This is a genomic window from Nitrospiraceae bacterium (assembly GCA_035623075.1).
In the GTDB taxonomy this organism is placed as follows: Bacteria; Nitrospirota; Nitrospiria; order Nitrospirales; family Nitrospiraceae; genus DASPUC01.
Genome location: DASPUC010000011.1, coordinates 25,979 through 38,374 on the forward strand (window position 1 = coordinate 25,979; position 12,396 = coordinate 38,374).

Annotated in this window: 12 protein-coding genes; 8 read left to right on the plus strand and 4 right to left on the minus strand. The window is 54.4% G+C overall.

The window, feature by feature from the left end; translation table 11 throughout:
• Nucleotides 1-243: 243 nt before the first annotated feature.
• The gene (locus tag VEI50_02435; protein ID HXX73963.1) at nt 244-1,797 is read right to left on the minus strand and encodes a substrate-binding domain-containing protein; all 1,554 of its coding nucleotides are present in this window, start codon (nt 1,795-1,797) and stop codon (nt 244-246) included.
• A 293-nt stretch (nt 1,798-2,090) separates the two neighbouring features.
• On the minus strand, nt 2,091-2,453 hold the full coding sequence (locus VEI50_02440; GenBank protein ID HXX73964.1) for a hypothetical protein: 363 nt from the start codon (nt 2,451-2,453) through the stop codon (nt 2,091-2,093).
• 825 nt (nt 2,454-3,278) lie between these two features.
• Between VEI50_02440 and VEI50_02445 the strand changes: the two genes are divergently transcribed.
• The 5 genes from VEI50_02445 (at nt 3,279) to VEI50_02465 (ending at nt 5,932) form a co-directional block, all read left to right on the plus strand.
• Nucleotides 3,279-3,563 carry a hypothetical protein gene (locus tag VEI50_02445; protein ID HXX73965.1) on the plus strand — a complete coding sequence of 95 codons (285 nt, stop codon included), beginning with the start codon at nt 3,279-3,281 and terminating at the stop codon, nt 3,561-3,563.
• Nucleotides 3,564-3,989: 426 nt separating this feature from the next.
• Entirely contained in the window at nt 3,990-4,253 is a 264-nt protein-coding gene (locus VEI50_02450) for an RNA-binding protein (protein ID HXX73966.1), read from the plus strand.
• Between the two features lie 29 nt (nt 4,254-4,282).
• Nucleotides 4,283-4,579 carry a hypothetical protein gene (locus VEI50_02455; GenBank protein HXX73967.1) on the plus strand — a complete coding sequence of 99 codons (297 nt, stop codon included), beginning with the start codon at nt 4,283-4,285 and terminating at the stop codon, nt 4,577-4,579.
• 131 nt (nt 4,580-4,710) lie between these two features.
• Nucleotides 4,711-5,049 (plus strand): hypothetical protein, encoded by a 339-nt coding sequence (locus tag VEI50_02460; protein HXX73968.1) that lies wholly within the window; start codon nt 4,711-4,713, stop codon nt 5,047-5,049.
• A gap of 559 nt (nt 5,050-5,608) precedes the next feature.
• On the plus strand, nt 5,609-5,932 hold the full coding sequence (locus VEI50_02465) for an RNA-binding protein (protein ID HXX73969.1): 324 nt from the start codon (nt 5,609-5,611) through the stop codon (nt 5,930-5,932).
• Between the two features lie 1,164 nt (nt 5,933-7,096).
• Here VEI50_02465 and VEI50_02470 read toward each other — a convergent pair.
• Nucleotides 7,097-8,362, minus strand: coding sequence for a hypothetical protein (locus tag VEI50_02470; GenBank protein ID HXX73970.1), 1,266 nt, complete (start codon nt 8,360-8,362; stop codon nt 7,097-7,099).
• Nucleotides 8,363-9,103, minus strand: coding sequence for a TVP38/TMEM64 family protein (locus tag VEI50_02475; protein ID HXX73971.1), 741 nt, complete (start codon nt 9,101-9,103; stop codon nt 8,363-8,365).
• A 39-nt stretch (nt 9,104-9,142) separates the two neighbouring features.
• Between VEI50_02475 and VEI50_02480 the strand changes: the two genes are divergently transcribed.
• The 3 genes from VEI50_02480 (at nt 9,143) to VEI50_02490 (ending at nt 12,020) form a co-directional block, all read left to right on the plus strand.
• On the plus strand, nt 9,143-9,652 hold the full coding sequence (locus tag VEI50_02480) for a hypothetical protein (protein ID HXX73972.1): 510 nt from the start codon (nt 9,143-9,145) through the stop codon (nt 9,650-9,652).
• Nucleotides 9,649-10,506 (plus strand): hypothetical protein, encoded by an 858-nt coding sequence (locus tag VEI50_02485; GenBank protein HXX73973.1) that lies wholly within the window; start codon nt 9,649-9,651, stop codon nt 10,504-10,506. Before VEI50_02480 ends, VEI50_02485 begins: the two co-directional genes overlap by 4 nt.
• 320 nt (nt 10,507-10,826) lie before the next feature.
• Nucleotides 10,827-12,020: a substrate-binding domain-containing protein gene (locus tag VEI50_02490; GenBank protein ID HXX73974.1), complete on the plus strand. Its 1,194-nt coding sequence runs from the start codon at nt 10,827-10,829 to the stop codon at nt 12,018-12,020.
• Nucleotides 12,021-12,396: the final 376 nt, after the last annotated feature.

Here is a 12,396-nt window from a genome sequence, read left to right on the forward strand (position 1 = left end):
GGAGCGGTTTGCGATGTGTTGGCAAGTTGGGTGTATTCAGGTCGAATGAGGTTATTTCAGGCGGTTTGTGCTCTGGAACGAACACGTCGGGAACACGCAGGTTTTGTACCTACCGAGCCTCTTCTCCTCTGAGGGTTGGAGCAATTCGTTTTCCGGCCAATCACAGATTAACAGGTTGCTTGTGGTAGGCCAATCATCTAGCGGCACCCCGAATCGGTCGGATCAGTGCCTTTTGGCGGCAGGCTAGGCTCTCGGTACCAGATGGACCGCGCCGGCTTTCATCGCGGCGATCACCGAACTCCCGACATTCAGCGATAAATCTTCCAACGCCCCTCGGGTGACCATCGCCACCAAGGGAAAGCCACATTCGATCTTCACCTGCACCATGACCCCGTGCGGAATGATTTCGCTCACCTTCCCGACAAGATGATTGCGCGCGCTCGTTATGCCACTGCCCGCTTGTTCCAACACCACATCTTCGGCTCGAATACAGACGAACACCGGCGAGCCAATTTCATCTGATCCCAAGCCTTTGAGCGTCGTTCCATTGACGCGGACGGTGGCCAGCCCGTTTGCTTGCTCGATCACATGACCCTGTACGACGGTTTCCACTCCCACAATCTGCGCGACCTCAGCATTCTTGGGACGAGAAAACACGTCTTGTGGTGAGCCAACCTGCAACACCTGACCATTCTCCATCACCGCGATCACATCACCCAGCGTCAATGCCTCGGTCCAATCATGCGTCACGATCGTCTCAAAGAAGCTTTGCAGTGTGGGATGAGCGGCGAGATAAGCTTTGGGAACGACCAGATCATACCGAGCCTCCTGGAGCGGAACGAAGTCGAGCCCATAATAGTTTGCGGCGAAGCGCACACCGACGCCAACGTCGGCCTGCCCCTCGGAGATCAAGCGCGCCACATGAAAGTGCGACGACGCAAGCCGGTCATAGCCCTTCACGCGGTTGGATGGCACACCGGCTGCCGATAACCTCTGATCGAGAAGAATCCGCGCACCCGCGCCCGATTCCCGATTGATGAATCGCACGTCGGGACGCGCCAGATCCGTGATTGCTCGAATACCCTTGGGGTTGCCGGCGGACACTATGAGGCCCTCTTCCCATCGGGCGAATGTCACGATGTCCACGTCGTATCCTTTGAGATGCCGCTTCACATAGGGCAGATTCGATTCGCCCGACGTGCTATCGACAATGTGGAGACCAGCAATATGAACTTCTCCTCGTTTCAATGCCTCTAGCGCGGCGCCACTGCCCATTGTCCATCCGACCACCGTAGACGTGTTCGTATGACGCCGCAAATATTCGCCAGCGAGAAAGATGGCGGGATCGCATCCCGCTACCGCAATTTCCTGCTCGATCAAGTGACGATCTCGTATCAACTGTACCCGCACAGAGCGCGCGCCTTTGTCCGCGCGCGAGGAAGAAGTTACCGAGCCGGAAAACAATCCGTCGGCGGGAATCGCATAATTTAATACCTCACCGAGATCAGCCACCGGACGCACGACTAAACGATTCCCGATGTGGGCCACTTTTACTCGTGCATGATGAGCGAGTGAGTCGGTGCCCAATCCGGCGATCAACTCACCCTGTACCATTTCACCGGTAGAGATGAGGCGGAAGAGGTCCTCCACGCGACAGTTGAGAACTCCTGCAAGGCGAAGCGCCACCGCAGTGGTGGGAAGATATTGATTGGCCTCGATCGCACAGACAGCCTGCCGCGTAACCTGAGCTGATGCTGCCAAATCGCTTTGCGACAGACCCTTGGCAGTCCTCAACATCCTCAAATTATTCTCGATGTTACTTGCTGGTTCAGCGCGATGTCGCTCGCCCATGCAGACCCAAATACACGTATACTTTCATAATGTCAAGTATAAATGCGTACAGCCTGTGGAAATCCCCGTAGAATGGCGGATTCTTGGGTTAGAAACAGAATCTGAACCGGTGCCGCTCCTTTATCCTGGTCAGCAGGTCGGCCAATGCTTCTATACCAAATGAAGGTGATGAAGGTGACCACTTCTAGCTGCCGAATTTCGGGAGGGGGAACCTAGCGTCAGGATAACTCAATGGTTGGCTAAGAACTTTGATTGTGCTGTAAGGGTCGATGGTTTCCACAGCCCTGTAAGGGGTTCAGAGAAAATTGCAATTGAAGGAAGCCCCCGGAGGACCGGAGGCCTCCCATTGAAGCGGCGCAGTGCTTCAAGGCATGGGCCTCAATCCACTCCTTCGATCCACGCGCGACGCTGATCAGGGCCTCGAGGTCGTTGAGACCGAACGAGGTGCCGTTGCGCCATTCACCGGACTGATCCTCGAACGGCCGAGAGAAAGTCGTCGCGAAGAACGGTCCTTTCTCGCCGACGTTCTCCCAGATCGTGGCCTTGATGTTGCCGCATCGCAGTGTGTTTACCGGTTGTTTGGATGGTTTTCTGGCAGCCATCTTGTTTCCTCCTTTGGTTTGAAATGAAGGTGGCTCTCTCACGAGAACTAGAGCGCCAACGCACAGTTCAAGGAGGAAACACGAGGCAAGTGCCGGTGCAGGCGGAGCGGAGAGGATCAAGCAGCGGGAGTGACGGGGGCCTGGCGCGAGCGGTGCGCCTCGCAGGTATTGGCCGGTTGGACACTGCTGGGAGGTGGCGGAGCTCAATCGACAGAGCAGCGGCTTTGCCATCTACTTGGGGGTCAGTTCTGTTCGGGTCAGTTCGGTTGAGTTTAGGCGATTGTTGCCGCAGAGAGAACACGCTGCGAACACGGATGGTTTGTCCTGAGCGATCCCATTGTCGTCTGAGAGCTCTGAATTGACCAGGTTTCAGCCAAAGAACAGGACCTACTGTTGACGATCATGGCTCCAAACGGGATGTCGGACTGGGTTCACAATGTTTAGGTGTGCCTGCAATTTTCAATGGGAGGACGAATTGTTTCCTCCGCTGCAGATTCTGCATCGTCGTTCGGTGAAATAGCCATTTCATTTGGGTTAGCCGCGGATTGGTCGAATAAGTGTCGTTTGACGGCACGTCAGGTGGCGCGGTATACTGTTGAGTGGTACGAGCTACTTTCCTCCTCTGCGCGCCTCCCGCATCCCCGTTCCCTGTTCTGCGCGATCCCATAGTCAAGTTGCTCTTACGCTCCCTGTGTGACCTGTGGAATTGGTTTAGTCTGGCGTAGAGGTCGAATATCGGGTTGGGGCGGGAGTCACGCCTGCCTTACGTGCGCTTCGGTAGTCATGGTGGAGCATGAGATCCAAACTTACGAAAGGAGTTTCTTGATGAGCATCACTTCGGTTTGGAGGCGGGGCAGCGGAAAGAAGAAGAAAATCAGATCCACTTTGAAGCCGAAAATTCGATGGGAACTGCTGGGTTTGTCGGATCCCGGTCTGGTTGAACCAACCGCGATCGAAACGATTCGAAGAGAGATCTCGTCGGTTGCGAGTCAAGGCGTGGGACACGGCACCCGCTCGGGGTCCCCAGAGCAAGATCCAAAAGGACGCGGCCGGAATCATCACTCCGATGGGAAACGAGCCAGACGCCGTGGTGCAACGAATACCAACTGAACAGTAAGTCAGAACACGCAGCCTCAACAATAAGATTGTCTTTCTTACCAAGGAGGACGCCATCGGACGAGCAGGCAAGACCACACTCGCGAAACGCGATCGGGAAAAGGCATTGCAGAGACAGCGTCAGGATAAGGAAGCGAAGCGAGCCCTCCGCAAGGCTGAAAAAGCGTCGCGTCCTTCCGCACCAGAAGGGGAAGACCCGGATTTGGTCGGACTCCGATGGGGCCCACAAGCTCCTCTATTCTGACCGTAGGTCGTCGCGAAGTGTCGAAGCCAGGCGCCACTGACAATTCAGCGCGCAGCCATTCGATCACGATGCGACGGTAGTGCATATGCTCCTTCAGCGTAAGCTGTTTCGTGCCCCAAGACAAATGTAGAGAGCCTTCGCCTGGCTCAGCGTGTCGGCCGCACAAAGGAGCCATCATGGGCAAACGAGTCCTGTATGTCGGCGGTCTTTCGGAGACGATCTCAGACAGGGACCTCCTAAACCTCTTTGGATCCTATGGGGTCGTCGCCCGTGCCTATATCGTTCGGCATAAGCACACTGGCAAATCGGCCGGCTATGGATTTGTGGAAATGGGCTCCGGCGAACAAGCCCTTCATGCCGTGGTGGCTCTTGAAGGCGCACTAGTTGACGGCAACCGTCTGAGGCTGTATGTCACGCCCTACGTAGCTGCCAACTCATAATGCCAACTGCGGAAACGAGAGGAGTACCGATGAGCCGCATCAACCTAGAACCGCTCATGACTTTACCGGACGGGTCGCAGTTGGTCATCAGCACGCAGCACGTGAGAGATGGGGATTTCTCCTGTGCCCTCTATAGCGCCACGATCGAGGCAGATGACCAGGCCGTATTTCGGATCATTTCAAACCATCTCGCGGCATCGTCTTGTCTGGGGGCGCAAACGCATGCATATGACTATGCAGTTCGGATGTTCGCCCATACGAGAGAAGTCATAAAGAAGCCGCCGTACCTAATTTGGCCAGGCCCCCAGTCCCATAGCCAAGCATAGGAAATTGTCAGACCAGCGACACTCCATGCCAGGTCTCAGAAGGTCCCCGCGTGGGTCGTCACAGGTCGCGATGGATGGAAACACACTGGCAAGGAACCACACACCTACAATCAGAGGGAGACACCAACACGATGAGCGATGCCAAGCCCAGCAATCCGCGATCCACATCCAGTTGGATACGCATTCCTGACGGGACGAAGGTCAGGCATCGTCACGAAGGACAGGAAGGCTTTATTGATGGAACGACCGAGCTGGTCATCGGGCCGCAGCGAAACCCTGATAAGAAGACCCAGTACCGGGTGAATGTCGGAACGCCAGCCCGACAGCTCGTGGCAGAAGACGATCTCTGCATTCTGCTTGATGCCAAAGACCTCGTCATCATGGTGAAGCAAACCGAGGCCTATCGTCGTTTCGTCACCGACCAGTTACACAGTGTCTTCGCTGACGACCGCTTTATCAAGCGGGCCTGAGCATCGACGACGCACGACTAAGAGTGTTCACGCCGGAACTTGTGTACGGCAGCATACCTGGCACGGCCAGGTCGTGGATCATATATGGTCCTTCAAAGAATTGCCGGCGCTATGGGGCTGAGTTCATAGGAAGGAGCTATGGCGATCACCTGCCCAAAATGCAAAGAGGGCATGATGAAGCTCGAGGTCCGTTCTACAGAACAACTGAAAACAGATTACATGAAAAGCGGCGGCACAAAGTTGGTATGTCAGAAGTGTGGGCATCGAGGCCATCCGAGCGCAATTCGTCAGGCGAATAAATCACACTGACCCACTACCAACGCCAAACGGCTAGCTATTGTGTTCGCGCTCTGCTATGATGATCACGTTTCATCGCGGTGGGCCTCGCATGAAACGTCAAATGACTACGGCCCATCATCGATATTGTTGTTGGTAGCGAGAATCTGATCGGAAGTCTGACCTAAGCCGCCCTCGCATGATTGCGACTTCGGGCCTCTCCTTCCCCTCGTAACATCGTTCTCGTGATTCAGACAATGTCACTTTCAAAAGGAGGTACCCCATGGGTACAAAACTGTATGTCGGCGGCTTGCCCTACTCGGCGACCGAAACGCAACTCACCACCTTGTTCGCTACACACGGCACCGTTGAATCGGCACGGGTGATCGCAGACAAGTTCACGGGACAGTCCCGAGGATTCGGCTTTGTGGAGATGTCCACATCGGAGGAGGCTCAGGCGGCCATTAGCGCTTTGAACGGCTCTCAGATGGATGGTCGATCTCTGACCGTGAACGAAGCCAAGCCTCAGACACCCCGTTCCGGTGGCGGCGGTCGGTTCGGCAACGGAGGACGCGGCAACGATTTCGGCAGTCGGAATCGATTCTAAGTAGGACGGAGCAAGAACAGGGGCGCCTGCACAAGGCGCCCCTCCTCAGATCCAAACCAGTCAAGATCTCATTGCGCCGGGAATTGGTCTGATTGTTGTGTGAGAGTTCGATTCGAAAATAGTGCATTTGGCAATGACATGCACAGAACTAATGCCCAATTGTTCATTCTTCATTCCGTATCCCACCGAAATCTTGAAGTTCCAAGTTTCTGAACCCACTACAAGTGAAAAGCGATTCGATCTGGCAGGGAAGCCCCCGGAGGGCCGGAGGCTTCCCATTGAAGCGGCGCAGTGCTTCAAGGCATGAGCCTCAATCCACTCCTTCGCTCCAAGCGCGACGTTGATCAGGGCCTCGAGGTCGTTGAGACCGAACGAGGTGCCGTTGCGCCATTCACCGGACTGATTTTTGAACGGCCGAGAGAAGGTCGTTGTGAAGAACGGGCCTTTCTCGCCGGCATTCTCCCAGATCGTGGCCTTGATGTTGCCGGATCGGAGTGTATGAGTGGGGATCCTTTTGGGGTCGCCATCTCGGTTTCTCCTTGGTTGAAATGCTGGTATGATTGGCTCTCGATTCCATGAACTGCGTCATTGTGCATCAATCAAGTTAGCACGCGCGGGAGGTGATACCGCGACAGCGAGAATACTCGTGGGTCACAAATCGCCAACGATGTGGAAGCGCTACGATGCAATCAGGGAGCAGGACTTGACGCAAGCGACTCAGAGACTTCACAAGCATCTCCGGGAGAACACGCCGGGAACGCGTGGCGAAGGTACACCGCAAGACACGGAAACTAGGGGATTGACAATTCAGGATGCGCCCGTAGCTCAGTTGGATAGAGCATCAGCCTTCTAAGCCTTTCTGATATTCCCGCACAAGACTATGTCGATATAGCGAAACACCGCTCTGGGAGCGGATTTTCTCTGTTTTGTGAGCTCAGTTCTTTTCAGGTCAATTGAGGCAAATTTAGTCGGTTTTTGCTGTAAAGAGAACACGCCGGGAACACGTAGGGTTTCTGTTTAGAATTGGATGAACTGGCGCTGACAGACAGGTCAAAAGCCTGACCTGAAATGACAAAGAACGCTGGTCGATTTCTCAAGGAAACTGACATATGCTAGGGCTAGTTCAAAACAAATGTTTTTGGCTGACTTAACCACTCAATGGTTTCAACTGTGTCCCGATGCGGCGCATGCTAGATGCGACTCACGCGAAGGCTCCTCGAAGTGTTTGGCCAGGTCGCCTACTAATGGCACCTCTCGCTCGTAGACCGTGAAATTGTAGGGATCTCTTGCCGTGAGGCCAAATTTGTTGATTAACATCTGGTGCTGCCGTTCTGATTGAATGTGGTAGCGCACCCGGGCTTTCAATTTTAGCCCGGCAAGTTCTTTTGGCAGGCGATAGGTAAACGTGTAGTCTCGGCTTGCCAACGGCATCAGGCGATTGTCGTACAGTTCGATAATCGCCGGCTGCCACATGATCCATCGACCCATCGTGTCGCTCTGCTCTTTCAGAACCTGCTCGTTCTGATCCGCCACCATGAACTCGACAGTGAAGTGACGATCCGGATCGCCCGTCGGCAGCTTATGGCCCGCTCCGGCATTAATGAGGGTGAGTATGACTTTAAGATCATCCCCTGCTTTCGGAATCGATGGCTCGGCTTTGACTTGAATGGCGACTGCGCGTTTGACCATATCAGGGTCGTGTCCGCCTCGCCACAAATGTTGTCGTCCGCGTCGGATCGGCCCGTCAACCGCAACGGGACGATCTATTTCCGGCATATGACAGCTTTGGCAGATGAACCCGCGCTCTTTCATGTAGTAGCCGCCCTCGAATTCGGCGTAGGTGCCGCACGGCCCCCCGTTATAGAACTGAGCCGGCCCACCCACGACGCTATGGCACCGGTAACAGAGTTGGGTTGTGCGAAAGACGGGATCGAATTTCGTCGGATGTGGCGCAGCTGAATCCTCGAACGGCCCAAGGATCACACCATCTCGCACATGGCAGGCCGCACAGGTCACACCTTCCTGCTGATACTCGGCATCGTAATGAGGATTTGGTTCCTGAACGGCTCTTTCAACTCGCTGGCGGGGGATTGCTTTGATCAACGTGGGTTGTTGGTTTTCTAGCGGGGTATGGCAGTTGAGGCAGACCCACGTGTGCTTATCCTTCGTCCAATACGCATGGAAGAAAGGATCCTTGTAGGACTGTGAATGGATGCTGGTTTTCCACTCATTATAGATTTCCGTATGGCAACTGCCGCAGGACTCGGCTTTCAGGCTCGTCAGGCCTTCTGGAACTTTTTGATGGGGAATGGCATGGGCGTAGTCCGACCGTAGGCCAAAAATGACCGTCGGCTTCACTTCGGTATAGTAGAGGTAGATCAGCCCTCCGAGAACCACCAACCCAATCAAGATCTTCCCGAGCAGCCGCACTTAGTTTCCTCCTCCTCTCGATTCCACAGGCCGAACGAACTTTCGGTAGATGACCGGCATGAGAAAGAGTAACCCGAGGACCGTAAAGGCTAATAGCAGTCGAGGTGAAGCCAATTCGGCAAGAGAGTTGATCGTACCTAGCTGACGGCCGGCAAAGGTATAGGCTAGACTGCCGGGAATGATACCGAGTGCGGTGGCGATGATATAGGTGCCTGCCTTCATTCTCGTTAGACCGGAGAGCAGATTGACGAGGAAGAAGGGAAAGAGCGGAATGAGCCGCAAGGTGAGCAGGTAATTGAAGGCATTCTGCGCGAAGCCAGTTTGAAACGCGGCAAGTCGGTGCCCAAATCGCTGTTCCACCCAGTCGCGGAACAGATAACGAGCGGCCAAAAATGCCAGCGTCGCGCCCGTCGTGGCTCCTATATTCACATACAGGGCGGCCCACAAGCTCCCAAAGAGAAATCCTCCGGTGAGTGTCATGATGGTTGCGCCAGGGAGGGAGAAAGCCGTTTGCGTGATGTAAATAAGGATGAATAACGCTACGGCGGGTACATAATGTTCCCCTGTAAAGGCCAAAAGCTGGTCGCGATTCGCCTTCAGCACATCGAGCGACAGATAGGCCATGAGATCGAAGAAATAGAATGCGCCGATCGTGGAAAGAAAAATGGCCGCAACGATAAGCTTGCCATACCCGGAAGCCTGGCTCTGGGGCGGCGAGAGAACCTGTTGATTCGGGGACATTGCAACCCTCCTTAATTCTCCGTACAGTAGTTTGCCGGGATGCCCTCTGACTCAGAAACCCACACACCACCTCACGGCCTTAAACTGCGATCCTCTCGTGGGGGAACCCGTTTACTCCTGGTAGGGGCGAGTCTCGTGCTGGCCTATGGGGTCGCCTTTCTGACGTCCATCATCCGCTGGATGAACTTTTGGCTGCGCGGACCGTACTTTGTGCCGTATCAAGCCATCTTTCTGAGCGCGCTGATGATCTTTCTGCTGTGGTGGTCGAGCCGCCATCATAATGGACCGCCTCCCGTTCTCTCAACTGTGATCTATGCAATCGCCGCTGGCTATACCGCTGGCGTGATTGCCATGGTGCTCTATCCGATCTTCCAGCCAGATGGTCTGCAACAAGTTCTGACTGCCCTCCAATTCCCAACTCTGGAAGCCGCCATTGCCTTCTTCTGGTTCCCTGTCAGACTGTTGACCTGGCTCTTGGGCGGCATCGCAGGCGCGATGCTTGTGGTCATCAGCCGCCGACCGAGTGTTTTAGAACGAAGGCCGTCATGAATGGAGCGTCACGATACGGTCTGCTTCTCGGCATCGTGGGTGTGACCGCCGCTGCGGTGCTCATCGGCGGAACGACGATCTCCAAAGAGACGGATCGCAGCCGAGATGGCTTGATCGGCCCCGTTCGGCAAGTCACGATCATCTCCGAGACTGCGACGACCATTGCCACCTACGATCGCGATGGGGCGCTTACGGAAATGGTGAGCCGGCCCCGTCCTGCTCAAGATGAGCCGGGTGCGCAAGAGCAGGTCCAGAAATTGGTGTATGTCTATTCAAAAGGCAAACGGGTGCGCGAGATGATCCTCGATCCTGATGGGCAAGAGTATCTCTCGCGACGCTATGCATATGATGCGGCCGGCAGGAAAATGGCGGAGGTCGCCTATCACATGTGCGGGACCTTCTCATCTTTGCATGTTTTTAGCTACGATGGAAAAGGCAGGTTGCAGGAGGATCTCTTCTATCAATACCGTTCGCTGGCCAAAGAGCTCTCCGAGTACGATGAACGGGGAACTGTCAGAACACGCGCCATTTATAGGAATGGCCTTCTCCAATCAACCACACGCTTCACTGTCGACCAACAGGGCCGGATCAGCGAACAAGTCGACATTCTGCCCGACGGCTCTCTTGGTAAGAAGGCCAGCTATCAGTACGACGAACGAGGAAATCCAGTTGAAGAAGAGATGACCGGCAGAGCTGACCCATCGCCTACTGAAAAGAGTCACTTAACCTATGAGTATGATACGGCTGGAAACTGGACGAGAAAAAGTGTGCAACGGTTCGTTAATCCTGTTGCTCAGGGAAACCAACCTCTCTTCGAAGCAACAATCACGGAACGGACTATTAGCTATTACTAGACGGAATCTCTCCTCGCTACACCAAATGCTCATCCAAGATCAGGTTACTGTGCATTGTTGTGCCCAACTCCAACTCACTCCGGCCTACTCCAGCCAAGGGGCGATTTCGCTAAATCTTGGCTAGAGTAGGCCTGAGTGAGCCTGAGTAGGCTGGAGTTGAGGCCGGGACACGGTTTCCTATACCGCGGGTCGGTTGAGCGTTTCCTTACGATGAGAGGTATCGTTGGAACTTACGGACACGCCTTTTGTAATCAGAAGACTTATGACGAGAGTATATTTATACTTGACAATATGTAAGCTATCCATGTATCGAGTCATACATGGGAGAACGCCATCGCGCTGAACCTGTCAGCAACATCGAAAATAACTTGAAAGTGCTCAGATCTGCTAAAGGCTTGTCACAAAGCGACTTGGCCGCATCGGCTCAGATTACGCGTCAGGCGGTATGTGCGATCGAAGGAAATCACTATCTTCCGACGACAGCGGTGGCCCTACGGTTGGCAGGAGTCCTTGGCTGTCGGGTAGAAGATTTGTTTAATCTGCGAGCAACCGGTGAAATCATCAGCGGTGAATACATTGGTGAGCAGGATCAACCCGATGGTGTTCATACTCCGATACGAGTCAAGGTGGCGCGCGTCGAAGACCGCTATGTGGTTCGACCAGTGAGAGCATTGGGTGAACTGCTCGCGTATACGGTTCCGGCCGATGGGTTGATTGTTGGCGGCGAACAAGATGTAAAAGTTCGGGACAAGCCGAACAAGCGAATCCAAGTCCAACTTCTCAGGGATCGCCGTATCATTGAGCAAGAGATTGCCATTGCTGGATGTGATCCGGCGGTTTTTCTTGCCGGGGAATACCTTCGACGGTACAAAGAAACGGCCACAGTGACTGGATGGACGATGGGTAGCAGCGCAGCGCTCGAGTCGTTGAAGCGACGCGAAGTCCATATAGCCGGTCTCCATATCGTGGATGAGAAAACAGGCGAATCCAACATTCCATACCTGCGCAAGCACTTGCGAGGAGATGACTACCTCATTGTGACGTTTGCTGCATGGGAAGAGGGATTAATCGTACGCCGTGGAAATCCTAAGGAGATTCGCAGAATCGAGGATCTTGGCCGTAAGGGCGTAACGCTCATTAACCGGGAGGAGGGAGCTGGGGCGAGGCATCTGTTGGATCAACGGCTTGAACAAGGAGGACTACATCGGCGTGACGTCCGAGGGTACGACATGATTGCCGAGTCACATTTTCAAGTCGCCCGCCGTATTGCAGAAGGTCAAGCAGATGTCGGGGTAGGTGTTCGATCAGCGGCGAATCTCTTCGGTTTAGGATTTGTTTCGTTGCAACAGTCTCGCTATGATCTGGTCGTGCCCAAGCCCTATTTAACAGCCCATCCCAGCATCGGCAACCTTCTTGAAGCGATCGTCAGTCGCCAATTTCGCACGGAGATTGAGGCGCTGGGTGGCTACGACACGACCGAAACTGGAAAGATCCGACAGCTCAAGCCACAATAGTGCAACATTGTTCCTTCCTGAGGGATTTCCGCCTGCTTCCGCCTCATTTATAAGTAGCTAGAGTACCCCGTTCAGACGCGACGGTCATCTCAGACAACATCGCAATCTCGTTTTACGAGAGCGGATCCATTCCATGAACCGCTTGCTCGCCCTTTCTGTCAGTCCTCACCGGAGGCTAGTGGTTTCCTTCGATACCGGGCGGAGAGGGAATGCCCCGGCTGTGGTTGCCGATGTAAACCTCCAAATGCAGCGATGCTTGCGGTTCTGGCACGCTTCCGTTGATGTGTTGAAGGGTAGGCTTGAATTTCCTCCGCAGGTGGAGCCGTGGATCGAAGCTTAAAGCCAATCCCTTTTACAGTCATGATCAGTGTTTGGT